Origin of the sequence: uncultured Shewanella sp., from assembly GCF_947501225.1 — a bacterium.
GTDB lineage: Bacteria > Pseudomonadota > Gammaproteobacteria > Enterobacterales > Shewanellaceae > Shewanella.
Genome location: NZ_CANMUW010000011.1, coordinates 1 through 24,904, shown reverse-complemented (window position 1 = coordinate 24,904; position 24,904 = coordinate 1). Strand labels below are relative to the sequence as shown.

The 24,904-nt window shown below is 51.3% G+C and carries 18 protein-coding genes; 11 read left to right on the top strand and 7 right to left on the bottom strand.

Translation table 11 applies throughout. The annotated features are described in order from the left end of the window. Positions 1-125 precede the first annotated feature (125 nt). The 4 genes from glnE to Q1B47_RS15170 all read left to right on the top strand — a co-directional run bounded on the left by glnE (position 126) and on the right by Q1B47_RS15170 (position 5,411). A complete protein-coding gene (gene glnE / locus Q1B47_RS15185; protein ID WP_299795522.1) occupies positions 126-2,996 on the top strand; it encodes a bifunctional [glutamate--ammonia ligase]-adenylyl-L-tyrosine phosphorylase/[glutamate--ammonia-ligase] adenylyltransferase in 2,871 nt (956 codons plus the stop codon). A gap of 177 nt (positions 2,997-3,173) precedes the next feature. Further along, a complete protein-coding gene (locus Q1B47_RS15180) occupies positions 3,174-3,953 on the top strand; it encodes an outer membrane beta-barrel protein (RefSeq protein WP_299795294.1) in 780 nt (259 codons plus the stop codon). A gap of 99 nt (positions 3,954-4,052) precedes the next feature. Further along, complete coding sequence (locus tag Q1B47_RS15175; RefSeq protein ID WP_299795291.1) at positions 4,053-4,364, top strand: hypothetical protein; 312 nt, start codon at positions 4,053-4,055, stop codon at positions 4,362-4,364. Positions 4,365-4,643: 279 nt separating this feature from the next. Then, on the top strand, positions 4,644-5,411 hold the full coding sequence (locus Q1B47_RS15170) for a transporter substrate-binding domain-containing protein (RefSeq protein WP_299795289.1): 768 nt from the start codon (positions 4,644-4,646) through the stop codon (positions 5,409-5,411). A gap of 40 nt (positions 5,412-5,451) precedes the next feature. Here the strand turns inward: Q1B47_RS15170 and Q1B47_RS15165 are convergent, their stop codons facing one another. Next, positions 5,452-6,243, bottom strand: a complete 792-nt coding sequence (locus Q1B47_RS15165; RefSeq protein WP_299795287.1) for an ABC transporter permease — start codon at positions 6,241-6,243, stop codon at positions 5,452-5,454. Between the two features lie 40 nt (positions 6,244-6,283). On the opposite strand from Q1B47_RS15165, the gene Q1B47_RS15160 reads away from it, so the two are divergent. After that, complete coding sequence (locus Q1B47_RS15160) at positions 6,284-6,430, top strand: hypothetical protein (protein ID WP_299795285.1); 147 nt, start codon at positions 6,284-6,286, stop codon at positions 6,428-6,430. A 15-nt stretch (positions 6,431-6,445) separates the two neighbouring features. Here the strand turns inward: Q1B47_RS15160 and Q1B47_RS15155 are convergent, their stop codons facing one another. The 6 genes from Q1B47_RS15155 to Q1B47_RS15130 all read right to left on the bottom strand — a co-directional run bounded on the left by Q1B47_RS15155 (position 6,446) and on the right by Q1B47_RS15130 (position 18,202). Continuing rightward, a complete protein-coding gene (locus tag Q1B47_RS15155) occupies positions 6,446-8,686 on the bottom strand; it encodes a DUF6351 family protein (RefSeq protein ID WP_299795283.1) in 2,241 nt (746 codons plus the stop codon). A gap of 177 nt (positions 8,687-8,863) precedes the next feature. Beyond that, the gene (locus Q1B47_RS15150; protein ID WP_299795281.1) at positions 8,864-10,951 is read right to left on the bottom strand and encodes a methyl-accepting chemotaxis protein; all 2,088 of its coding nucleotides are present in this window, start codon (positions 10,949-10,951) and stop codon (positions 8,864-8,866) included. 154 nt (positions 10,952-11,105) lie between these two features. Further along, the gene (locus Q1B47_RS15145; RefSeq protein WP_299795279.1) at positions 11,106-12,578 is read right to left on the bottom strand and encodes an insulinase family protein; all 1,473 of its coding nucleotides are present in this window, start codon (positions 12,576-12,578) and stop codon (positions 11,106-11,108) included. Then, positions 12,575-14,011, bottom strand: coding sequence for a pitrilysin family protein (locus tag Q1B47_RS15140; protein WP_299795520.1), 1,437 nt, complete (start codon positions 14,009-14,011; stop codon positions 12,575-12,577). The genes Q1B47_RS15145 and Q1B47_RS15140 overlap by 4 nt, the downstream gene beginning before the upstream one ends. Positions 14,012-14,146: 135 nt before the next feature. Then, complete coding sequence (norR, locus tag Q1B47_RS15135; RefSeq protein ID WP_299795277.1) at positions 14,147-15,697, bottom strand: nitric oxide reductase transcriptional regulator NorR; 1,551 nt, start codon at positions 15,695-15,697, stop codon at positions 14,147-14,149. Between the two features lie 219 nt (positions 15,698-15,916). After that, positions 15,917-18,202 (bottom strand): nitric-oxide reductase large subunit, encoded by a 2,286-nt coding sequence (locus tag Q1B47_RS15130; protein ID WP_299795275.1) that lies wholly within the window; start codon positions 18,200-18,202, stop codon positions 15,917-15,919. A gap of 575 nt (positions 18,203-18,777) precedes the next feature. On the opposite strand from Q1B47_RS15130, the gene Q1B47_RS15125 reads away from it, so the two are divergent. The 6 genes from Q1B47_RS15125 to Q1B47_RS15100 all read left to right on the top strand — a co-directional run bounded on the left by Q1B47_RS15125 (position 18,778) and on the right by Q1B47_RS15100 (position 24,737). Then, positions 18,778-20,502 carry a potassium/proton antiporter gene (locus tag Q1B47_RS15125; RefSeq protein ID WP_299795273.1) on the top strand — a complete coding sequence of 575 codons (1,725 nt, stop codon included), beginning with the start codon at positions 18,778-18,780 and terminating at the stop codon, positions 20,500-20,502. Between the two features lie 93 nt (positions 20,503-20,595). Next, the gene (fliB, locus tag Q1B47_RS15120) at positions 20,596-21,777 is read left to right on the top strand and encodes a flagellin lysine-N-methylase (RefSeq protein ID WP_299795271.1); all 1,182 of its coding nucleotides are present in this window, start codon (positions 20,596-20,598) and stop codon (positions 21,775-21,777) included. Positions 21,778-21,832: 55 nt separating this feature from the next. Continuing rightward, positions 21,833-22,300 (top strand): TlpA disulfide reductase family protein, encoded by a 468-nt coding sequence (locus Q1B47_RS15115; RefSeq protein WP_299795270.1) that lies wholly within the window; start codon positions 21,833-21,835, stop codon positions 22,298-22,300. 3 nt (positions 22,301-22,303) lie between these two features. Further along, positions 22,304-22,516: a DUF4266 domain-containing protein gene (locus Q1B47_RS15110; RefSeq protein WP_299795267.1), complete on the top strand. Its 213-nt coding sequence runs from the start codon at positions 22,304-22,306 to the stop codon at positions 22,514-22,516. Beyond that, positions 22,507-23,805 carry a DUF3570 domain-containing protein gene (locus tag Q1B47_RS15105; protein ID WP_299795265.1) on the top strand — a complete coding sequence of 433 codons (1,299 nt, stop codon included), beginning with the start codon at positions 22,507-22,509 and terminating at the stop codon, positions 23,803-23,805. Before Q1B47_RS15110 ends, Q1B47_RS15105 begins: the two co-directional genes overlap by 10 nt. Before the next feature lie 98 nt (positions 23,806-23,903). Next, complete coding sequence (locus Q1B47_RS15100) at positions 23,904-24,737, top strand: FAD:protein FMN transferase (RefSeq protein WP_299795518.1); 834 nt, start codon at positions 23,904-23,906, stop codon at positions 24,735-24,737. Positions 24,738-24,904: the final 167 nt, after the last annotated feature.

Below are 24,904 nucleotides of genomic sequence, written 5' to 3'. Positions count from 1 at the left end.
ATCTTTTTTGTTTAAACTCAGTTCGGTGACTAGATTAAACCTGTGTTGTTACACCCTTGTCACAGTCAAGACATAATATGTCTTAATTGATAATAAGTCGATTGCCATAATTGTTAGGGATTATTATTACCATGGAAATTAACAGTAACACGTCGTTGCCCGCCATTATAACTGACGTTGCGGATCGTTACTGGCAAAGGTTGGGTGACGTCTGGCCCGAGCTTTCAACGTTAACCGATGCCGGTCAGCGCGATGAGCTGTATCGGGTCATGGGCTTGAGTGACTTTATCGGCGAGCAGTTATGTCGACATCCGGAGTGGATCCCCGCACTGCTCAACGGTGAACTGAGCAAACTTGAGAGACTCAACTTCGATCGGGAGCTTCATGAGCTGTTAGAGCCATGTCGAAACGAAGATGAGGCTAAGGCAATCTTAAGACGTTACCGTAATAGGCAGATGGTGAGGCTGGCCTGGCGGGACTTTCTCGGTTATGTCAGCCTTGAGGATTCTCTGCTTGATCTTTCGGCCCTGTCAGAGGCATTGATCATTGCCGGGCGAGACTGGCTCTATCGGGAGCTGTGTCAGCAATATGGAACTCCCTGTGACAGTGAGGGGAATCCGCAGCCTCTGCTCGTCATCGGCATGGGCAAGCTGGGTGGACGTGAGCTTAATTTTTCGTCGGATATCGATCTTATCTTTACCTTTCCGGAGCACGGAGAAACACAGGGGGGGCGTCGTGCCCTGGATAATCAACAGTTCTTTATCCGCATGGGGCAGCGGTTGGTGAACTTGCTCCATCAGGTGACCGTGGATGGCTTTGTCTATCGTGTGGATATGCGCCTGCGTCCCTACGGTGAGAGTGGCCCTCTGGTGGTCAGTTTCAGTGGGCTTGAAGATTATTATCAGGAGCAGGGACGTGACTGGGAGCGTTATGCCATGGTCAAGGCCCGAGCCTTGGGTCCATGGACCTCTTTTTCAGATGAGCTGCATGCCATGCTGAGACCCTTCGTATATCGCCGTTATATCGATTTTTCGGCTATCGAATCTCTGAGAAAAATGAAGCAGTTGATTACTCAGGAGGTCAGGCGTCGTAAACTCACCGACAATATTAAGCTGGGGGCCGGTGGCATACGTGAAGTTGAGTTTGTGGTGCAGAGTTTTCAGCTTATTCGGGGAGGTCGTGAGCCTTCACTGCGTCAACAGAGCCTGTTTGCCGCCATCGATACCCTGTATACCTTAGGCCAGCTTGAGTATCTGGCGGTCGATGAGCTCAAGCAGAGTTACCTGCTGCTGCGACGGGTAGAAAACTTACTTCAGGCCATAGGCGATCAACAGACCCAGACCCTGCCCGATAACGGACTGGATTGGTATCGTTTATGTCACTGCATGGGGATGGCATCTGAAGCCGAGCTGCGGACGCATATCGAGTCCGCGATGAACAAGATCCATAGACACTTTAACGATACCGTGGGTGGAAATGAGCAGGATGAATCATCACAGCTATGGACTCAGCAGCTATGGAGTGTGCAGGAGGATGAACATGCTCAGGGGCTTATCGGCGAGCAGTCTATAGAAGATCCGGACCTTTGGCCTATGCTTAAGTCCTGGCGTGACACAGTAGCGAAGCGATCCATCGGTCCCCGTGGCAGAGACACTCTGGATAAGCTGATGCCCTGGCTTTTGCGTGAGTTGGTTCTGTTGGTATCCCCCTCGAAAGCCTTTGAGCCTGTATCTAAGGTGCTGGATCAGATTTTGACCCGTACGACCTACCTTGAGCTCCTGTATGAGAATCCCGGTGCCAGGCAACAGCTGGTCAGCCTCTGTTGTGCCAGTCCCTGGATTGCCGCTCAGTTGGCAAAGTTTCCTATGTTGCTCGATGAGCTTATCGATCCCGCTCAACTCTACGATACGACCTCATTAGACGACTACGGCAGTGAATTGCGCCAGTACCTGCTTCGAGTACCCGAAGAGGATATGGAGCAGCAGATGGAGGGGCTGAGGCAGTTTAAACTGTCGCAACAGCTGAAAATTGCTGCCGCAGATGTCACCGGAGTATTGCCGGTGAGTCAGGTCAGCGATCACCTGACCCTGCTCGCCGAAGCCATTATTGAGCAGGTAGTGACTCAAGCCTGGTCACAGGTGAGTGCTCGCCATGGTGTGCCGACCCACTTGGATGAGGGGGATATGGGCTTTGCGGTGATAGGTTATGGCAAAGCCGGTGGTATTGAGTTGGGGTATGGTTCAGATCTCGATCTGGTTTTCCTGCACAGTTACTCCCGTGAACGGTTTCCCGGGCATAGTGAGACCAACGGTCAGCGACCGATAGAGGTTGGACACTTTTATCTCAAGCTTGCTCAGCGGATCCTGCACCTGTTTTCCACCCGCACCTCCTCGGGGGAGCTCTATGAAGTCGATATGCGGCTTCGGCCTTCGGGGGCTTCAGGTTTGCTGGTGAGCGAGATAGAGAATTTCGGCCAGTATCAGCGTGAAGAGGCATGGACCTGGGAGCATCAAGCTTTAGTCAGAGCCAGATTTATGTTTGGAGATAATGCGTTATCCAGTCGTTTCAGCATACTACGCTCTCAGGTATTGCAGATGGAGCGGGATAAAGCAGCTCTGGCCCGGGAGGTGAGGGATATGCGATTGAAGATGCGTGACCATCTGCTTAAGGTGAGCCCGGATATGTTCGATCTTAAACAGAGTGCCGGTGGGATCGCAGATATTGAGTTTATCGCCCAATATTTGGTGCTGGCTAATGCCCATGAACACAGCGAGCTGTGTATCTGGTCTGATAATCTCAGAATCTTTTCGACTCTCGGAGAGCTGGCCCTGTTACCTCACGGTGATGCGCAGCAGCTCATTCAGACCTATCTGTTTCTGCGTGATGAGAATCACAGGCTGACGTTACAACAGAAGGCCGGACAGCTTGCCGTGGAGCAGGTCGAGGATTATGCCCAGCGGGTGAGCGAAATTTATCAAAGGATATTGGGAAGCTAGCTTCCGCCGTGTCGCAAACTGCAGTGCAGTTTGTGGCATAAATCTGGCGAATATGTGCCGTGAGTATTGAGTATAGAGTTTAACATCATCTCAAGGTGTTGATATCTATCGTAACCGGAACTGGTTGGCTTAACTATTGCTTGTTATTTGTACAAAGCTTTAGTTGAGGAGTGAGCCATGAAAGTACTCATAGATAACCCAAGTGACATTGATATCCCGTCGGCCCTCTCTATCTTGAGTCTGCAATCTGGTTCGAGCCAGTATGAGCTAAAGCAGGACAGATCAGGTATACAATCTAAGGGAGCCGTTTTCCCCTCCGCCTGGTTGACCGTTTTGCTCCTGCTGTTGCTATGCAATCAGGTTTCAGCCGATGAGGTGTATCGGGTAAACTCCCAAGCTTTAAAACAGGAGGATACTCTTGCGATGGGCGGCCGTCTCGATAAGGATTCAATGCGTCAGCTTATCGATGAGCTTAATATGACGGGGTTAGAGGCGGGGGCAACGATGGCGCCACTACCTCAGTTACAAGCTATGGGTTGGCAGTTAGCCTTAGATAGAGTTGAGCTCGGTGGCGTTGGCAGTGACTCTGCGGTTCTGTCCCAGATAAACGGCAGCGGCCATGGTTCAGGTTTTGGCTATGGCTATGACGATCTTTTGAGTCAGGATAGCCGTCTGTATTCCGGCTGGGGAGCCGGAGTCGGTTATCGTTTTGAGCTTGAGCCGGGGCTATCGGCGGTGGTGAAGCTTGGAGCATTAAGCTGGGAGTTGGAGTCGGCTCCGGCGACTGGCTATGAGCAGGCATCTGAGTCTGATTTTGATGGTGTCTCTCCCTATTTGGGCCTTGGCCTCAACTTCCGTCTATCTCCCGAAACCGACGTTAGATTTCAGTGGGATCACTTTGAGCTGAATGAGCGTGGCTTCGATGTGGTAGGGATAAAGCTGGAGTATAGGTTCTGATGATACGAATTGTAGCAATAGTCTGACCTCAGCTCGTTTTACTGTATGTCGTTTTACATTATATTGGCGAATGCGTGGTGAAAATCTGAGGCTAAGTTAATGATAATAAGCGGTAATAACGGTCCATCGTTTCAGCCCCTCTCTCCGGCAGCTAGTCAGACGAGCAGTCAAAGCAAACTTCAACATCTTTCTCAGTCGGATTCCGATGTCCTCCCCGATCCAGTTGGCACAAAAGATAGCGCAGAAAAAGCGAAGGAGGAGCCATCCGGAGGGGTGAAGTCTTTTGCCTATGGGGCGCTGGGGATGGATCACCCGGACGAGGTTGAGAAGAAAGAGGATGACTCCTATACCGCAGGGCAATATTTCAAAGCCGCCGCAACCATAGGAAGTGTGATCGCACTTTTCGTATGAGCGGGAGACTAACGTCACTGCATGGCTGAATCAGCCCTGCTGAGCTCCGGAGTTTCCCCCCTGCGACGGTGGTATTTAACAGCCTGAAATTGATTCAAATATCATCGCGGAGGCAGATATTCCTGGCCATTAAAAAGTTTAGCTGTTAGGGGCTCTATGTCAGGGGAAGTGCAGTATTTTTAGTTTGTTAAAGCACTATTCAGGTTTTCTGTTGCGACATTGCTCTTCTCGATTGTCTTGCTACACTCAAGCTAGGAGATCAAAGAGTATGGGGGCTTAGTGCGGATAAAACTGATCCTGTTAATAGGTATATGTATTGCAGTATTTATCATTAATGCGCGCGCTTCCGGCCTGTCTGAACTGGAGTATTTAACCGAGTCCTACCCGCCATACAACTATCAGGAGGGGGGGGAGCTAAAGGGGATCGCGGTGGATCTGCTTCGTGCAGCCCTGGCCAAACTGGGTGAAGGACTCCCCAGCGAGCAGATCCAGCTGTTGCCTTGGCCCAGAGCCTATAAGATGGCCACAGCGGCGCCGAACAGGGTGTTATTTTCAACGACACGCACTCAGCTTCGTGAGGACTCTTTTCAATGGGTCGGGCCCATCATCGAAACCCGGGTCGTGTTACTCGCGCTCTCAGGCAGTGAGATCGACATTCAATCGACAGATGAGCTGGAAAGCTACAGTATAGGCGCTATCAAGGACGATATAGGAGAGCAACTTCTGTTATCTTTCGGTGTTTCGCCAGACGGGATTAAGCGAGCAAACAGTGCCCGCTCTCTGTTGAAGATGCTGGAGAAGGGGCGCATTCAGCTATGGGCCTATGAGGAGAATGTCGCCAGTTGGAATATTCATAATGCCGGTTTAGATAAGAGCCTTTTCGAGTCTGTTTTTACCCTGCAGGAAAGCGAGCTCTATTATGCGTTCAGCAAGGGGACGGATCCCGCTCTAATCAAAAAGTTACAATTGTCTATCGATGAGATAAAGGAAGAGTTTATCGGCGATGGCGATAATCTATATGAGCAGATCGTCACCAAGTATCGTTAGCGTCGATCCTGATACTATCCTCTGCTTCCCTTAAGCATAACTACTTCTTGTTTATATGAATCTTGATGAAGCCTGTTGTTTCGATGCTGGCTCTCACCGATAACACGAGTGATATGGTCACAGAGACACTCAACATGACGAATATCGCAACCAGTATGACCAATTGGTACTTGATTGCGATCATAGGATCGCTGCCTCCCAGGATCTGACCCGTCATCATGCCCGGCAGGGTGACCAGTCCTGTGGTGGTCATTGAGGCCAGAATCGGAGCCAAAGACTGCTTCAGGGCCGATTGAACGAAAGGGTATGCCGCCTGATAAGGCCTGCCACCGAGGGCTAATACTCCTTCATACTCCATCCGCTTCTCTTCAAAGGCTGAAAATAGTCGCTGCAGGGCGACAATATTTCCGCTGAGGCAGTTACCAAGCAGCATGCCGGCGAGCGGAATCGTGTATTGTGCGCTGAAGATGGGCTCTGGTTTCAGCAGGATAAACAGCAGAATAAACATGAGGGGGGTTATTGCAATCATTAATCCCGATAAGACCGGCAAATAGAGTACGCGTTTTGGCAATTTTACGCCGCCTATGATCGCGCTGGCTCCTATGAGCAGCATAATGGCTAACCAGAGCAGGTTTAACAGTGGGCTGTTGAGATTAAACAGGAACTCCAGATATAAGCCGACCAGGATGAGTTGCAGCGTCATTCGCGCCACAGCAATCGAGATCTCACGCCCCAACCTTAGCTCAAACCTGTGATTGATGAGCAGAGGAATAAGCAGCACCGACATAAACAGGGCTAACTGGATCCAACTGATATCTATGGTCGATCCCATTGTTATTAGGCTCTTAATTATCACAGGGATAAGGGATCTTATGATTAATTCAGCCGGAGGTCAAAATAGCCGGCGTCGCCTTGCTCTCAATGCTGGTGAACTCGATGGGGAGCGTGGAGCTGAGTTATTGGGTGAGAGTCATAAGTCGTCATGCTATGCCCCTGAATATGTGATTCAGGGGCCATAGAGGGGGAGGCGGTGATTATTTGGCTTGAGCCCGATCGCTGTGATTGTTTTTAGGGTTCTGTTTTGCCTGTAGCACCGGAGTTAACCCTAGATCAGGCCTGGCGATATCACCTTGATCATAGTCACAGACCCCGCCGGGAAATATCGCTTCTAACTTCTGCCGGTATGACCCCATAGCCAGCCCCCCATAAATGCCGTTGGATATGGCATCGGCCACAGGGATCCGGCCACACTTAAAGATACTCCCCTCCCAGGGACCGCCGGCCTGAACCCGGATATTACTGTAGGGGGGGAAGACTTTACTGCACTTGCCGACAGGCTTGTTGTTCCATTCTCCGTCCCAGACACGCTCGCCTTCGAACAGGACCTCTCCCTGACTTCCGATGCAGGCATCGCGAAGGGACTCTGGTTTTGCCGCTATCGGATCTTTATCATCCGAGCTCATTAGCGTCATCAACCAGCGATCTAAATACTCAACCCCCTCCTTGATTGGGGTGTAATCCTTATGAGATATCCAGATCACCTGATTATCGTTATGCCCCTGATAACTCTGTATCCTGAGGCGGCTCTCAAATGAAGCGGCCGTGTGGTGCATATTGAGCTCATCTTCCAGGTAGTGGCGGATCTCCAGTATTGGCAGCTCCGCCTTGCCGATAAATATCTGTCCATATCGATAGCCATTCGCGATCGCTTGCGGGTCGGCCGGTTTTCGTTTGGCAATATCCGGCGAGGGCTCGGTGATGTTGTTTCGGCTCCAGAGGCTTAACCAGAGAGGAAACTTCATCCCCAAGGGGGTGAAGGCGGTCTCTTTTCTCATCTTATCCTGGGGTACCCAGGAGCCGATATACTGGTTTAGGTGGATAAACTCTTCGATACTGATATCACCCCGGCGAAGTGCCATCAGGCCATATTGAACCCCCTCGTTGCCCCAGGTCGTACGTGCGAAACCTTTGTTATCGACACCATAGATCTGTGCCAGATCCTGCCAGTAGGTCCAGTTGACCTGCTCTTTTACATCGTCAGAGAAGAAGGGCTTAATGAATCCCTGTTTGGGGTTGTAGAAGAAGGTTGAGGCGATAAACCAGGAGTAGACACATTCGCTGCTCCCACTGGGCATAGATGGCCATACTCCCGCCACAATCTGATTGAGAGGCACGAGAAAGGTATAGGGATGACTAAAATCGTTGATGCCATTCATCCCTTCGATCTTCTCTCTCTGTTCCCAGTCCCGCCACTTATCATTGTCACTGGCGGTAATATTGAAGTAATGCTGCAGCAGGTCACAGTCCAGGATGAATATTGATTGAGAAACCATATCCGGATAGCTGTAGAGCGGCATCAGCCCATCCAGTATCCCTTCGCTGTTTTGTGCTATCAGGTATTGGGCCAATGCTCCACCTGAGCCGCCTATGCCAAGGGTGTATATGGGATCACCATAGAGGGAGGTGAACTGTTTCTTGACCCTTCTTGCAGTATCCTCGGCCAGCAACATGTTATAGGAGTAGCTGGTGTCGTTACCGCTGGAGCCGACGACGGCATATCCCTGAGACAGCAGGGAGCGACGCCTGCCGATGAATCGCTCGGCTCCCATCTGTCCCTGACGGAAACCGATACTGGATCCGCCCTTAAATTGATAGAGTAACTTCTGGTTCCAGTACTGCTTAATATTGCGGTTACCCATGCCATATTCAGGTACTAACATGACGATATGATAGATATAACGGTTGATGCTGCCCCTCTCTAGGCGATAGATCTCAGGAACGAGTTTTCCAGCGATCTCCGTATGGGCGATACTCGAGCTAGCCGGTGGATTATCCGGATCATAGGGCCTGATTGAATCGTCATCATCTACGTCTCCGGCCACGGCGTAGAAGTAGTCCAACCTCGACCTGATGAGGCAGTCCTTGCTGTAACCTATAAGCTGCTCATTATCGTCGTATACCGGCACTCCATAGCCCCGTTCATTATCCACCAGAGGTTGTCCGAGACCGGCATCTACAGTCATGCAGAAAAATGGATATTGGCGCTTACCCGAGTAGAGGCTATCGGCGGGGCCCACTTCTCCCAGCTGTATAGGAAAAGAGAAGGTCTCTTGTGGTCTTGGAGTCAGACTAATGTGCTTATCTATCTGTAATAACGTGTTTTCCTGATTCATTGGTGCCACAGCTTTCACCTGGCGTTTTACCAAAGGGTCCTGCTCGCAACCAGATATAACAATAAGTAGGGCTGAAAAAATGATTAACAGTCTCTGGCTCATCGGTAACCCCTACTTCTCGAAAACACCTCTTTTAAGTCTTGTTCGGTTCGATAAAAAAGCAAACAATTTTGTGAATGGGGAGCATAGAGTCGGCGGGAAAAATGCAGGTAGAGCAGATTAATAAGGCTCGAAATACGAGCCTTATCGGGAGCTTAAATATACTGAGCTTGGGGGGCTTCAGTAACGAAAATGGTTAATCTTTTTGTTAACTTCATCGACGAGTCTGGCCGAGCTGCTACTCTCCTCCTGAGCCGATATGGCCCCCTGAGCTAAAGATTCGGCCGCATCATTGATAGCGACGATATTGCGGTTCACCTCCTCGGTCACTGCCGCCTGCTCCTCTGCCGCACTGGCAATCTGATGCGCCATATCCTGAATTTTACTACTTTGAGTACTCACCTCATCGAGCTCCTCTACGGCCTGGTTCGCATGGGTTAAGCAGGTTTGACTCAGCTCTGTGCTTTCACTCATGGTACTCACCGCCTGTTTACTCTTACTTCTGAGTGCGTCGATCATCAGCTGTATCTCATCTGTTGAGTCTGCGGTTCGGGTTGCCAGCACCCGCACTTCGTCTGCTACAACGGCAAAGCCCCGCCCCTGTTCGCCGGCTCGTGCCGCTTCGATAGCGGCATTGAGTGCCAGCAGATTCGTCTGCTCTGAGATGTTGCGGATGACATCCAGAATTGAACCGATACTCTCTGTTTGCTTCTCAAGCTCGACGATCTCATTAGAGGCGTGGTTGACCTGTTCAAAGAGAGATTGTAAGCCCTCGGCGTTTGCCTGAACCACCTCCTGTCCTTTCGATACCGACCTCTGTGTGCTCGATACTGAGTCGGCGGTGACCTGGGCGTTGTCGGAGACGCTGTGAGCCGTAGATGACATCTCATTGGTGGCGGTGACGACCTGCTCTATCTCCATCTGTTGCGTGCTGATCTGCTCTCTTCCGGATTCGGAGAGGGCCGCATTACGTTCGGCGCTATGGGTCAGTTCACTCATGCTGTTGGCCACATCTGATACAATCGAGCGTACATTTGCGATAAAGGTATTAAGGTGAGTCGCGAGCTGCCCTGTCTCATCTCTGCGGGATATTTTTATCTCCTGGGTTAAGTCACCACCCGATTGCGTTAAGTTGGCAACGACGTCGACTAATTCGCGAATAGGGCGGTTTATCGAGCCCGACATCAGCCAGATGAGTAGCATGCCAAAAAGGGCGGCGATACACCCAACCAGCAGCTGTCCGGTCAGGTTATCGGCAAAACCGACCTCAAGTTGCTCAACGATGATATTGGCTTTGGCTAATGCCAGCTCTTTGGGCACCTGAATAAGAATCTCCCATTGGGTGTTCGTGCCGGTAACGGCAAAGGTTTTACTGGCGATAATGCTGCTGTCTGTGATTGAGGTTTGCTGTTTCTGTCTGGAGGAGACGAGTGAGTTAATGTCTGTACTGGTGACAGACTTACTGATATTGCTCTTATTGCTGCTATCGGCGCTGATGAGTCCTCTGGGGCTGAGAATAATCACTCTGGCGGCACCGTTAAACAGATTGCCCGCCGCTTGTGTCGCTAATTGCTGCAAGAAGTTCAGTGAGTAATCGACACCGACCATACCGACATACTGACCATCACGAATAACGGGGGCAACAAAAGAGCTTAGTAGTGTATCGACCCCCTGGACTTCATAGGAGGCGGGATCGATAACGCAAGCCGTTAGAGTCTCCATAGGGCACAGGTACCATTCTGAGCTCCTGATACCTGTGGCCGTAAGCTTTTCTGAATAGAAGCCACTTAGCGGTTGAAGATCAATTTTGCCCGAAGCCGAACGGGTCCAGTAAGGGGCGAAATTACCCTCGGGGAGTGAATAGCGGTTATCGGTATTCTCGAAATCAAGCCCATCGAATCGATCGGTTTCCCAACCTGTATATATACCTAAAATGTCGTGGTTATTTTTGACCAGATTTTTAAGCATACTGTTGAACTGATCTCTGCTCAGGCCGGGCCTCTCGGGAGATAATCCACCGGCAACAGAGGTGGCAATATCCATGGCATGGTCGAATGAGGCATTAATTTTTAATGCCTCTTGTTGTGCGGCTAAATTAATATTCTCTATGACCTGCTCCTGAACCTGGTTCAATACGCTGTCATGGACCTCATGGCGCAGAGACTGGTTTGAGACGTAGCCATAGCCGATGATGGCTAAGGTGACAGCAAGCAAGCTTGTTGTTGCAAAGAGTAATATCTGGTGCCTTATGCTGGAAAATTGAATCATAGTGCCCCCTATAGATAAACTTCATCTTCAATATTAGTTCACTATCTTCAGTTGGGGGCAGGATCACGGGGAGTATACCGCTTTACTTCGGCGCTCAGAGGGGGCTCCTGATATGCCGGTGCAGAGAAGAAGCCTGTGAAGACCAGGCTTATCGTCAGGGGGTGAGCAATATTATCTGCCAATCGGGAAGTTTGCTTTCAAGATCTTCGACAATGAGATCGGCATCGCCACGCAGAAGAATCATGGGGGGGACATTGAAGACGCCATGAGCCATCTGCTGTAACTTCGAGGGGGAGAGGGTCGCAATTGCCTGTTGCTGACGCATCACCTCATCACTGCCCTGCGCTAACGTCAGCCGCTTGATGTAATTCGCCTGCATCGCCGCCATGGAACGCTTGGTCAGCAGATATTTACTCTTTTCGAAGCGCTTAATTGCACCTAGCTCTCTCTCTTGTACCGGTTCATCCATCGCAAGCTTAAGGTGATCCAGTATGCCGGAGACGAAGGCACCGGTATGTTGAAGCTGAGTACTGCCATAAAATTTCAGTGTGCGCGCCTGAGGGTTATCATAACAGCGGCCGTAAATGCCGTAGGTTAAACCACGCATCTCTCTCAGGTCGAAGTACAATCGACCCGAGAAGCTTCGGCCCAACCAGTTTGCCAAGGTGTGACAGTTGAGGGGGTCATCGGCTAACGGCAAGCGATACCCGACTCTGACCTGAGTCTGGACGGCACCCGGTGCATCGATGAGAAAGAGCCGCCTCTTCGATACTGCATCTGTGCTGGCAGTATCGCTGCCGATAGTGGTTTGTGCTCGCGTTGAGCGGCTGTGTGGGAGCCGCTGTGCCAGACGCACAGCGAGCGCCTCGAGACGCCCACTCCCCTCCGAAGCCTGTCCTGAGATTAGCAGGTGCCAACCGGAGCCGGGCAATATCGTATCTTGTATCTGGTTTAAGTCGGATTGCGTGAGCGCTTGCTGTAGCGCCTTGTTGTTGAGGGCTAAGTTGTAGGGGTGGCTATTGCCTAATATCTGTCTGGCCCATACCTTCTCTATCTCAGAGCCGGTATAGGCGTTAATATGTTTGTTCAGTTTTAGCTGTCTGCGTACCGTGTCTATATCCAGTTCATCGAAGGCGCTATCCTGCCAACTTGCCGCCAAGAGCGAGAGCGCCGGTTCAAGTTCATCGGGTGGACAGGCCATCTGCAGCGCTATGCTGTGCATCCCGGCTCTTACCTTCAGGCTTTCGATACATGACAGCGGCTGTATTGCCGATAACCAGTTTGCCCTGTGATAGAGCGCGGTGTTGAGAACATCGATATCCTTGAAGGGGCGCTGGGAATTAATTAACACTAAGCTGATATAGTGCAGTCCGGAGTGGCTGGCGGGAAACGTATGTAGGGTGAAATTGGATGCCAGCGGCGTGACTTCGGCTTGAGCTCCGCCAGAGCCGCTTCCATCCTCTGTCGATGATTCAGCAAAAGGGCTGAATTCAGGCGCGCCTTCGATGGATTCGAACTGAGATATGACAGGCGCTTGTGTGTCGGTGAATACTAACTTGGTCTGCTGGCAGCCGAGCATCGGCATTAACAGCGTGAGAGGAAGCAATATCGATTTCAACCTTATCATAGAACGAGATCCTCCAGGGTGTCACTCAGCCCCTGCGGAAACCACTCGAGCACTGTTTTCGTCCATCTGATATACCAGGGGGGAAGCAGATCCAGCCTGACATAACCTTGAGAGAAGTAGGACTGGGCCACGGCTTGTAGTTGGGGCGGGCTGACGGCATAGATGCGCTCCCAGGGGCCGGTCAGTGGTGTCAGGCTATCCTGTTTTAAGCTTGCTGAGAGGCTTCTTGCAAGTAGTGACGGGCTGTCGAGGAGCCGTAATCTTTTATTAAGCCAGTTTGCCTTGAGTTGAGACAGCTCACCTTCACTTATCCCATCTGAGGCTATCTTCTCTATCATCTGCTCAACATTCGCAGCCAGTCTGTCCAGAGAGGTTTTTGCTCTGGGGACCATAACCAGGTTGGTGACCCCCATCTGCTCCATGGATAACGGAACCGAATAGGTGAGTAGCTGCTCTGGATCGCTTAAGCCGCTCTGCCTGATCAGGCTGGAACGGTTTTGGAACAGGTGTGCCTCCAGCAGGGAGACCGCGGCGGCATCCTCGTGTGTCTGTCCTACCGTATGCCAGGCGAGTAACAGTGCCGGCCAGGGACCTCTCTTATCGACAACCTCCCCATGTACCGGCTTATTTTCAAACTGTACCTGCATCGGAGGAGACGTTACCTGAGCTGGATTTTTCCACTCGCCAAACTCCTCTTCTACCCATTGCAATGTGTTTTGCGGTATGTCTCCGACGATAGTGAGTTGCATGGCATCGGGACGGTAGTGAGTCTGATGAAACTGCTTGAGCGACGCCTTGGTTGCACTCTGAATGTCCTTCCGGCTTCCTATCACGGCGTGACCATAGGGGGTCCCCTGAGCCTGGGTCAGCAGAAACTCCATCGCCTTACGCACATAGGGTTGATTATCTATGCTGGTCGCCATCTCCTCGAGTACTGTGTCCTGCTGATTTTTGACGGTTTGATCTGTCAGAGCCGGTCGAATAAACCTATCGGCCTCCAGCCAGAGCCCCAGTCTCAGCGCCTGGGACGGGATGGTGAGGTAGTAGTTGGTGAAATCGAAAAAGGTGGAGGCGTTAAACTGTCCGCTCATGGAACTCATAGTTTGGGCATAGCTGTCTCCCGGTGCATTTTCACTACCCTTAAACAGCATATGTTCGAACAGGTGGGCATAGCCGGTCTGTCCCTGGGTTTCATCTCTGGATCCGACACTGAATTGACTCGCGACAGAGACGAGTCGCGATCCGGACAAAGGAAGTAACCTGAGTTGTAACCCATTGTCTAATCGGTGAAATACTATCTGCTTCTCGGTGGCATAGAGAGGCGCAGCCATCTGCCGCAACTCTGATTCATCGGCCCGGGCCGTGCAGCTTGCCGGCAGAGCTGCGGCGAGTGCAGCAGAGGCGATTATGTTCGGCATTAACAGGCTTCTGATGACGCGATAAAACCTGCGACCTGTCGCAGCGCAGAGCGATTCGGCGACCGAGAAAACTTCCTTTTTCATTTGTGGCTTAATCAGAGGTCTGGTAGCTATTTTTATAACAGTTTTACCTGAGCAATGGAATTATCGCTAAGGGTTTTGCTTTTTTAGGCCTAACCGCTTGGCAAGGCGGTGTAAATTTCCCGAGTCGACCTTAAGCTGGCGCGCCGTTGCCGCCCATTTACCGTTATTTTCCGCCAATATCTGGTTGATATATTGTGATTGAAACTGCTCGGTGGCCTCTTTAAGGCTGGCGGCGGATGGCAGCCGATAACTGGGTGTAGCGTCATGAGTATGGGATGTTTGCTTGCTATTCGTTTGTCCCGCCATGTCAAAGTGTTGAGGTAAGATCTGCGGCAGATCATCATTAGCTTGTGCCTTAGCAAAAACGGCGGCCCGGTGCAGGGCATGCTCCAGTTCGCGGATGTTTCCCGGCCAATCATACTGCTTCATCAGGCCCAGGCTTGCGGGGCTGAGGCTCAAGTTCTTTATGCCCAGTTTTTGTCTGCATCGCTCGACAAAATATCCGCACAGGAGGGTGATATCATCGTCTCGCTCACGCAGCGGTGGCACCATGAGCGGAAAGACGCTGAGTCTGTGGTAAAGATCGGCACGGAAACGGCCCGCCAGGATCTCCTGCTTCAGGTCCTTATTGGTCGCTGCGATGATCCTCACATCGACCTTGCGGCTGCGATCATCACCGATCTTTTGAATATCACCATACTGGAGCACCCTTAGCAGTTTGGCCTGCAACGTGAGCGGGAGTTCGCCTATCTCATCGAGGAACAGGGTGCCTTTGTCGGCGAGCTCAAATTTACCGCTGCGGTTACTGATAGCGCCGGTAAAAGCTCCCTTTACATGGCCAAAGAGTTCGCTTTCGGCTACCGACTCGGGGAGTGCGGCGCAGTTGAGATACACCAAGGGGGAGGCGTTGCGATTAGAGCCCTGATGCACCGCCTTGGCGATAAGCTCTTTACCCGTACCGGTTTCACCTAAGATGAGCACATTAAGATCGGTGGAGGCGACAACTTTAATCTCCTTGTTGAGCGACTGCATAGTCCGCGATTGGCCGATCATCTCCACATCGCTGTCGACACTGATCACAGTGCCCGAATCCTGTGATTGCAGCGCCGCTTTTTCGAGTCTGTCTATCATCAGCGCATTGTTAAGTGAAACTGCGGCGATTGCACTCAGGCTTCTCAATTCGTTATTGGTGAAGTTTCGGAACTGATCGGGATCGAAGCCATCTATGGTGACGGCCCCGATTAAGCGTTCGCTGGCAAACAGGGGCAGGCCGATACAGGCGTGAACCTTAAGCTCATCTCCCTGATTTGGGATCAAGCCATCATAGGGATCGGCAAGGTCGCTATCGGCGGGGAACCTGACGATATCACCGGCGCGGGCGATCGCCTCGAGTCTGGGGTGTTCATCGAGTCGAAAGCGACGCCCGAGCACATCGGCGTTGAGGCCATCTATCGCCAGAGGGATAAACTGTTGGCCCTGGAAGGCGAGCAGGGCTGCGGCGTCGCAATTAAGGTTTTGCCGTATGATATCGAGCAGACGAGAGAAGCGATCCCGGTTAGACAGGCCTGAGGTGATATCGAGTGCGATACGGGTTAGCTCTGTTTGACTCAAGGCCATCTTTAGGTCTCCGGTGAGTATTGTCTATTTTACCAATCGGCATCACGCCGTTCACTCAATGCTTGTCTTTCCATCGGGCCAATCAGCCTTGGATTGGCTCTGAAAGGGTAAGATACCCGAGTAGGACGTGGTTGTCATTTTGACATTTGGTCTGTTGTCATAAATACATCAAAAAAGAGGGCCGCGAGCGGCCCTTAAAAGTGAGCAAATCGTTTCAACTTAAACCTCTGCTGTGACCACCTCCTCAACGGGACTAGCTTTAGCGCTTAGCGCCTTCTTTATGATGTCGAAGAAGAACAGACCCATAAACAGGCCGCCGATGCCGAATATCACATCGCCGGGAACACGCATCCAGACCAAGGTCTCGACGAGTGGGCTGTGGATCACCTCTGGTGAGCGGGCAAACCAGTAGCCATTTTCGATAACGGCGAAGAACTGAGTGATACCGACAGGGAGCAGAGACATGAACACCATGGCGGCTAAGCCGATATTCAGACTCCAGAAAGCGCCCTTGAGCAGTTTCTCATTCCACTGCATCTGACCCGTCAGGCCTCGGGTGCAGAACAGCATCAAGCCTATGCCTAACATGCCGTAGACGCCCATGAAGGCGGCATGGGCATGGGTGGCTGTGGTATTCAGTCCCTGGATAAAGTACAGCGCGATAGGTGGATTGATCAGGAAGCCGAGGACACCTGCACCGACTAAGTTCCAGAATGCGGTTGCCACGAAGAACATGATGGCCCATCTGTAACGGATCATCCATGGCGCGGCCTGGCGCATACGAAAACTCTCAACCGCCTCGTAGCCTATGAGAGCCAGCGGTACAACCTCTAATGCCGAGAAGATGGCGCCCCAGGCAACCACAGAGGTGGGTGCACCGGTGAAGTAGAGGTGGTGCAGGGTACCTATCAGGCCACCTGTGAGGAAGATCAAGGTGGTGAAGAGTACTGCTGCGTTGGCGCTTCGGTTGCGAATTAATCCCAGGCGAACCAACATGAGCGCAATAACCGAGGTGGCGAAGGTCTCGAAGAAGCCTTCTACCCAAAGGTGAACCACCCACCAGCGCCAGTACTCTGCGACTGCCAGATTGGTATGTTTACCCATGAACAGACCGGCACCGTAGAACAGACCGATAGCGATACAGGAGGAGTAGAGTACCCAGATAACCGGACCCATCTCTCCCTGATTCTTCAGCGCCGGACGGATAGCCGCGGTGACGAGTCCAAGCCATATCAATAGACCGCCAAGAAGCAGAACCTGCCAAACCCGGCCGAGGTCGATATATTCATAGCCCTGGTGGCCGAACAGGAAGTTCATCTCCAGATCGAAGTATTGCTGAACACCGACCCATTCACCGGCCATGGAGCCCAGTACCACGACAACCAGTGCGGCCCAGAGTACATTGACTCCCAGGCGTTGATACTTAGGTTCGTGGCCGGACAGTGCCGAGGCGATATAGAGGCCCGTGCCTAACCAGGTCGTCGCTATCCAGAATACCGCGAGTTGGGTGTGCCAGGTTCGGGTGACAGAATAGGGAAGAATTTCGGCCAGTGGTAAGCCATAAAACTCCTGACCCTCCACCGCATAGTGAGCCGTGATCCCACCAAGGAATATCTGTAACAGGAAGAGGCCGATGGCCGTGATAAAGTATTTACCCACAGCTCTTTGAGAGGGGGTGGGCTTCTTGAAGAATAGCGGGTCTTGAGTGGCTGGTTGCGGTAGCGGCTCATGCTTACCACTTGCATGGTACCAAACCAGTCCACCGATGCCTGCGATCAGGGTGACGATACTCAGAATTGACCACACTATGTTGCTGGAGGTCGGTGTGTTCCCCAATTGAGGATCGAATGGCCAGTTATTGGTATAGGTGTAATCCAGGCCGGGGCGTTCGGTTATCGCTGCCCATGCTCCCCAGAAGAGGAATGCATTTAGCTGTTGACGACGTTCAAGACTCGGCACGGTTCCCTCTTTCATGGCGTACTGCTCTCTGAGCGATGACAGTTCAGGGTCATCACCAAAGAGTGACAGGTAGTGCCGGCTTACCTCCTCTATGGCTTCGATGCGTGTGGCGGATAGGGTTACCTGTGTCGTATTGTCGGCATTGCTGATAACCGTGTTATGGCGGACATCTTCACGCAGTAGTTGTTCTAAACCTGCCTGTTTGTCGCTGCTGAGAGAGTCAAACGTTTGCTGAAAACGTAACTGTGCGGTGATGTTAAGCCAGCTGCTCGCCTCACGGTGCAGCCAATCGGCAGTCCAGTCGGGCGCGACGTATGAACCGTGTCCCCAGATAGACCCCAGCTGGTGTCCGCCCATGGAGCGCCAGACCAGCTGCCCCTGTTCGACATCGTCCTTACTGAAAATGGTCTCTCCGCTGGTGGCAACGAAAGCCGTAGGGATTGGGGGTTTTTCTCGATAAATATCACTGCCTAAACTTAGCAGCACAGTGAATGAGGCAATTAGCACGGCGATCAGTGCAATTGCTGTTAATTTTAGTTTGCTCATATTTCCTCTTAGCGCGGTCATTGATATCAGGCATCTGAGATATAGCACTTGCTGTGCCAACTGTTTAAGTTGTTGTATTTGCGCTGTTTACTTGCTCTTTGATTAATCTTGTGATGTCATTTGGACATTGTTTGTTAGTGTCTAAATGACTGCCAGTGTTAATTTGACACTAATTGTGTGTGCACTTGATTTGCTCTTAAGTTATAAAACAAAGCCTTTGATTGTTTTTTTTGTATTGCATGTGTTTAACCTTGCTTTTACTGCGGGTTATGGCGTTTTTTTGTTATGGTGTTTTGTTTTTTTCTTTTTTTAAGTCTTTGGTTTTTATGGGTTGTTGTTGTTTGTTTTGTGTTTTTATTTGCTGTGTGTGATTTTGCTGTGCTTTGTCTTGTTATTGATGAAAATTAATTTCTTCAATACGGCTTGGTACTGTATAATCCTGTGCCTGACAGTTGGATGCTACAGGCAGCTCTATGCCGGACTGCTCAGGTCCGCAGGATTAAATGCTGATTTGATAAAGTTCGCATAAGAAGCCGGTATCGTAGAATGGTTTGGGTATTTCAAGGGGGGCTGCGGTGAGCGCCGAAACAATTAATCATTTTTTTCTAATCGGTGCGATGTTAATTGCAGCTAGCGTGCTATTGAGTGCGGTCTCCTCCCGTATCGGTATTCCTATCCTGTTGGTATTTCTCGGTGTGGGCATTATGGCGGGAGAGGATGGCCCGGGGGGAATTCACTTCGATGACTACTCCGTGGCCTATCTGGTCAGTAACCTGGCCCTGGCGGTTATCCTGCTCGATGGTGGTATGCGTACCCGCGTGGCCAGCTTTCGGGTTGCTCTGTGGCCGGCGCTCTCTATGGCCACATTCGGTGTAGCCATCACCACCGGTCTGACCGGGATGATGGCGGCATATCTTTTCGACCTCAATATGCTGCAGGGACTATTGGTAGGGGCTATTGTGGGGTCAACCGATGCCGCAGCCGTATTTTCATTGCTTAAAGGTAAGCGCCTGAACGAGCGCGTGGGTGCCACCCTGGAGATCGAATCCGGCAGTAACGACCCTATGGCTGTCTTTCTGACTGTGACCCTAATCGCCATACTCGCGAGTGCGGGAGAGGGGATGTCTGCAAGCTTCATGGTGATGAGCTTTATCAAACAGTTTGGTTTAGGGGCGTGTCTGGGCTTAGCCGGGGGCTGGTTGCTATGGCAACTGATTAACCGGATTGAGTTAGCCGACGGCCTATACCCCGTTCTGGTACTCAGTGGTGGCCTAATCGTGTTTGCCGTATCCAACAGTCTTGGAGGTAGTGGCATCTTGTCTATCTACCTGTTGGGATTACTGCTGGGTAATCGTGCCATACAGGCAAGGCACACTATTTTGAGTGTACTCGATGGTATGACCTGGCTGAGCCAGATTGGCATGTTCCTGGTTTTGGGCTTGCTGTTGACCCCATCGGATCTGGCCGAGGTCGCTATCCCGGCGCTGTTACTGGCATTTGGTATGATAGTGTTTGCGAGGCCGATCTCCGTTTGGTTGAGTCTGTTGCCATTCAGGAGTTTCTCTGGCCGGGATCGTTGGTTTATCTCCTGGGTAGGCTTACGAGGCGCGGTACCGATCATTTTAGCGGTATTTCCTATGATGGCGGGCTTGCCTAATGCTCAGCTCTATTTCAATGTTGCCTTCTTCGTGGTCTTGGTCTCTCTGTTGGTTCAGGGATGCTCTTTAGGCAAGGCTGCGAGGCTCGCAAAGGTCGAGCTGCCGATAAAGCCCAGCCCCATCTCCAGATCCGGTGTCGCTATCTATCCCAAGAGTGACTGGGAGTTATTCGTCTATCATCTCAGCGAACATAAATGGTGTGTCGGAGAGCCGATTCGCAGACTTAATATGCCGGTCGGGACTCACATAGCGGCTCTATACCGTGGCAATGAGATGCTGCACCCTTCGGGCAGCACTAAGCTGCAAACCGGAGATATACTCTGTGTATTGGCTCATGAAAATGATCTCGATGCCCTTGGTACCCTTTTCAGTGAGGCGCCGATGCAGGAGGGGTTACCACGCTTTTTCGGTGACTTCTTTCTCGATGTCGATATTCAGTTGTCGAGTCTGGCACCGATATACGGTCTGATACTCGATGAAGAGTTTCAATCTATCTCTGTAGGGGAGCTGTTGGTTAGAGAGTTGGGAGATGAACTGGTACTCGGCGATCAGTTCTGCTGGCAATCAATAGATTGGATTGTCTCAGAGCTGACTCAGGGAGAGGTCACTAAGATAGGCATACGTTTACCCGTTGACTCATAAGAATTTAATTGAGGGGTTGTAAGCTTTTATCCATTTGACTCGCTGGCCGACTTTGTTATCTTATAATTCATTCTTATGTTTAAGAGAGTCTGTATGGATAGTGCCATTGTTACACCTAAGTATGTCAGTAATTTTAGCTGTATAGGCCCGGATTGCGAAGACAGCTGCTGTATCGGCTGGAACATCTATATCGATAAAAAAAGCTACAAGAAGACGATGGCCCACCCTAAGCTGAAAGGGTTGGCTAAGTCGGCCATGAAGAAGATTAAACGCAGTGATGCACAGTGGGCAATGATACGAACCGATGCCAAGGGCGCCTGCCTGTTTTTAGACAGTAAGAAGCTGTGTAAGATCCACTCCCTGGCCGGTGAAGAGACCTTAGGTGAAACCTGCAGAACCTTTCCCAGAACGAGTCATATCAGAGAGAGTGATAAGTATGAAACGCTCTCCCTCTCATGTCCTGAGGCGGCCAGACTGATACTGTTTGGCTCCGATGCCTTTATATTCGAACGTAAGCAGTCCGGTTTAAGGCTGACACCCCAGAGCAGCCCGGATTGGCTCTCTAAGACCTATGACTACAGCATCGAGTTACTATTGAGTGAACAGCTTAATTGGCAACAAGCGCTGCTCTCGATAGGTTTCCTGATTAACTCTGCCGACAAGGTGTGGCTGAAAGAGGCTCCCTCCAGCGCTCTGGATAGTCGCTTCGAGCAGCTGTCTCTACTGGTGGAGCAAGGTGTTTTGCAGGAGCAATATCAGAGCTTACCTTATGTGTGTGAACACCAGATGCAGGCATTCGCCTCTATTCACGGCATGGTTATCGATGCGCATCCCAGACGCGACGGGGAGAGGTTCGGGATAATCGATGATGCCATCACCGAGGTGTTAGATGAAGATAGAGTCCTCGATATCGATAGAATCAACCGGGCATGGAACGATATCGCAGCTCCGGCACTGGAGGAACATGGGGATATCTTCAAGCGCTACCTCCTGTATTACATGTATCACGAGTATTTCCCGTCGACACTTGATGATAAACCTCAATCGGCTTTCAGGTTGATTGCGTTGGATTGCTTTATGATGCGCTGTTATCTCGCTGTTATTGCTAGTAAGAATAATGGGTTATCTGAAAGTGATATTGTTCTCTGTTTTCAGGTCTACCATGTCGTTCGCCAGCATCAGTCTACCTTTATTAAGGGAGCCACAGATATCATGGAGAAGTTTAGCTTTTCCAATGTTGCCGGTATCATCAGTCTGTTGAAAACCGAGGGTTAGCTTATCTGTTGATTCGGGTTAACGAGTAGATAGTAGCAATTACTCAGGGGGGAGCATGAAAAAGCTATTGCTGTTACTGAGCTTTATGACGCTGAGCATAAGTGCTGCGCCTTCTCTGAATTATGAGGTTATCAACCTTCAGGGTGAGAAGGTCAGCCTCACTGAGTTTAAGGGGAGGGTTGTCTATCTGGATTTTTGGGCCTCCTGGTGCGGGCCCTGCCGTAAATCCTTTCCCTGGATGAACGCCATGCATCAAAAGTATCAGCAACAGGGGCTGGCTATTGTAGCCATCAACTTAGATGCCGATAGGGCATCGGCCGATAAGTTTCTCTCCAGTTTTCCCGCCGACTTTCATATCCGTTTCGATCCTAAGGCTGATGTCGCCAGCCAGTTTGACCTGTTGGGGATGCCAAGCAGTTATATTTTCAACCGCCAGGGTGAGTTAGTACATAAACATCAGGGATTTTTTAAAGAAAGATCTGTGGGTTACGAGAATGAGCTCATCGAACTGCTCAAGGAGTGAACCATGAAGCAAGTCATCACAATTGCCGTTGTTCTCGGTTTATCCGCCTGCTCTAGCCTTGGTGTCGAGCCGTGGGAAAAAGATCAGCTGGCCAGGGCCGATATGGCGCTGGACAGTGAGAAGCTGGACCTGGCACTCGATGATCATATCTATTTCAGTAAAGAGGGCAGTAGTGGGGGGCGTTCGTTAGCCGGCGGAGGCTGCGGATGCAACTAAAAAACAGGCCGAATATATCTAAGGCATTGGCGCTCGCCAGCTGTAGCCTGCTTGGTCATAGCGTTCAGGCCGCTGCCAGTGAAGATAAAGCGGATGACTGGAAGGTCGACGCCGCCATCATGTATTACGGTGAGCAGGAGAGGGTTAGAGCCATTGAAGCTATCGGTAATGTGCAGAAGGCATTCGGTGATGAGTCTCTGCTCGATGTGAAGCTGGTGGTAGATAGTCTGACCGGCGCTTCGGCCTCCGGTGCCGTCGCCCAGAATGAGGGGCAAACCTTCACCCGTCCCTCCGGTGACGGTGAATACCAGACTCCGGCCGGTGAAACACCTCTCGATGATACCTTTCATGATACCCGGGCGCAGATAAGCGCTAATTGGTCGGAAATACACTCACCGGTACTGAAGACAGATCTGGGGTTAAACCTCTCTAAAGAGTTCGATTACTTCTCCTTAGGCCTCAATGGTGGAGTGGAGCGCAGCTTCAATAAGGATAATACAACACTGGCGCTGTCGGGGGCCTATACCTTAGACAATGTCGATCCGGTGGGCGGCAGGCCTGTGGGGCTTTCTGCCATGGCGCTCAGGGAGGATTACGACAGTGAACAGGAGTTTCGTTCGGCCTTCGAACGAACTCGTATGGCGGGAACAGATGAGAAGCAGACACTGGATTTGATGCTCAGTATCACCCAGGTACTCAGCCGAAGGTGGCTGCTTCAGGCGAATTATGGTCTGTCAGATGTATCGGGTTATATGACAGATCCCTACAAGCTTCTCAGTGAGGTCGACAACACAGGGACGACTCAGCGTTACCTGTATGAGAAGCGTCCGGATTCCCGGCTCAAGCACAGCTTCTACATGATGACGAAAGGAGCGTTGGAGTCCGGCGTGGTCGACTTTTCCTACCGTTACAGTACCGATGACTGGGATCTGAACTCACATACACTGGAGACCCACTATCGCTACTACTTCGGCGGGCGCTTCTATGGTCAGCTGCATCTGAGATATTACCGGCAGCAAGCCGCCAACTTTTATCGCCCCTTCATCTCGGTTGATGAGCCTGTTCCCGACTATGCCAGCGCCGATTATCGAATCGGTGAGATGACAAGCTATACCTTGGGGCTGAAGTTGGGCCAGCGTTTGAGTGATGGTCATGAACTGAGCTACCGGCTGGAGTATTACCAACAAAACCCTGAAAACAGTGGCTTCGAGTTAGTCGGGCAGCTTAAGGAGCATGAGCTGTTTCCCGAGGTGAAGGCGGTCATTGCGCAGGTGAGTTACTCCTTTTAAAGGTAGGAAGAGGTTGAGTGAGTATTCAAGAGGATAGGGAATCATCAGGCTTTGTCTTGAGCCAGCGTGATTGGGGATATCTTGGCAGCTTTCGCGCGATGGCGAGCCCCTGTGAGCTATTGATCGCTACCCGGGATGAAAAAATGGCCAGTTCCATGATGAAGCTGGCGAGCGGCGAGGCGGCGCGCATAGAGCTGAAATTCAGTCGCTTCATCGAAGGCAATCTCCTTTGGCGGCTCAATCACACCGGGGGGAAGGCCTCAGGCATAGATGGCGAAACTGCGAATCTTTTGCAGTTTGCCCGTCAGTGTTATCAGTTCAGTGATGGTCGATTCGATATCAGCGCCGGCCCCTTGATGGCGCTATGGCGTTTCGATGGAGGCGAGGTCCCTGCTGCAGGCGCTATCGAACGGGTCATGGCATTAGTCGACTTTTCCAGGGTGAACTTTAACGAGCATCAACTGCAGCTTCCAGCAGGAATGTCCCTGGATTTTGGCGGAATAGCGAAAGAGTACGCCGTCGATAGGGTGGCTTATCTGCTTGCAGAGCAATGGCCCGAAACTTCGGTGCTGGTAAACTTCGGCGGTGATATCGCCTGTCCGGTAGCTAAAGGGGAAGATAGTCCTCCCTGGCAGGTGGGTATCGAAAACCCGCAGCGACTCGACAGTGCGGCCGCCCTGCTGGAGATCCGCCAGGGGGCATTAGCCACCAGCGGCGATACCCGGCGATTCATCGAAAGAGATGGCCAGCGATTCGGCCATATCATAGATCCCCAAACCGGTTACCCGGTAGTCAAGGCACCACGCTCGGTCACCGTCCTGGCACCCAACTGCGTCACCGCCGGCATGCTGGCCACCATGGCCATGCTGGAAGGCGAACACGCCGAAGCCTTCCTCAGGCAGCAGGAGGTAGCGTTTAAGTGTTTCAGGTAGAGAATCGACCTAACTTTGCTATCACTATGATTTTGTAGGCATTTAGTTCGAGATTGAATGGCACGCGTTTACGAATCAGTCTTAAGCAAATTGTATGGATAATAAACTCACCTGATTTACAAATAGTTTCCAGTTTCGGGTAATGTGAGACCCAGGCTTTAGCTGCA

What these genes read in the sequence shown, in the direction of transcription:
- Q1B47_RS15115 (WP_299795270.1), top strand. Translation starts at nt 21,833, where the DNA reads ATGAAAAAGCTATTGCTGTTACTGAGCTTTATGACGCTGAGCATAAGT.
- Q1B47_RS15180 (WP_299795294.1), top strand. Translation starts at nt 3,174, where the DNA reads ATGAAAGTACTCATAGATAACCCAAGTGACATTGATATCCCGTCGGCC.
- norR (WP_299795277.1), bottom strand. Translation starts at nt 15,697, where the DNA reads ATGGCCTTGAGTCAAACAGAGCTAACCCGTATCGCACTCGATATCACC.
- Q1B47_RS15145 (WP_299795279.1), bottom strand. Translation starts at nt 12,578, where the DNA reads ATGATAAGGTTGAAATCGATATTGCTTCCTCTCACGCTGTTAATGCCG.
- Q1B47_RS15110 (WP_299795267.1), top strand. Translation starts at nt 22,304, where the DNA reads ATGAAGCAAGTCATCACAATTGCCGTTGTTCTCGGTTTATCCGCCTGC.
- Q1B47_RS15175 (WP_299795291.1), top strand. Translation starts at nt 4,053, where the DNA reads ATGATAATAAGCGGTAATAACGGTCCATCGTTTCAGCCCCTCTCTCCG.
- Q1B47_RS15150 (WP_299795281.1), bottom strand. Translation starts at nt 10,951, where the DNA reads ATGATTCAATTTTCCAGCATAAGGCACCAGATATTACTCTTTGCAACA.
- Q1B47_RS15160 (WP_299795285.1), top strand. Translation starts at nt 6,284, where the DNA reads ATGATTAATTCAGCCGGAGGTCAAAATAGCCGGCGTCGCCTTGCTCTC.
- Q1B47_RS15155 (WP_299795283.1), bottom strand. Translation starts at nt 8,686, where the DNA reads ATGAGCCAGAGACTGTTAATCATTTTTTCAGCCCTACTTATTGTTATA.
- Q1B47_RS15105 (WP_299795265.1), top strand. Translation starts at nt 22,507, where the DNA reads ATGCAACTAAAAAACAGGCCGAATATATCTAAGGCATTGGCGCTCGCC.
- fliB (WP_299795271.1), top strand. Translation starts at nt 20,596, where the DNA reads ATGGATAGTGCCATTGTTACACCTAAGTATGTCAGTAATTTTAGCTGT.
- Q1B47_RS15100 (WP_299795518.1), top strand. Translation starts at nt 23,904, where the DNA reads ATGGCGAGCCCCTGTGAGCTATTGATCGCTACCCGGGATGAAAAAATG.
- Q1B47_RS15165 (WP_299795287.1), bottom strand. Translation starts at nt 6,243, where the DNA reads ATGGGATCGACCATAGATATCAGTTGGATCCAGTTAGCCCTGTTTATG.
- Q1B47_RS15130 (WP_299795275.1), bottom strand. Translation starts at nt 18,202, where the DNA reads ATGAGCAAACTAAAATTAACAGCAATTGCACTGATCGCCGTGCTAATT.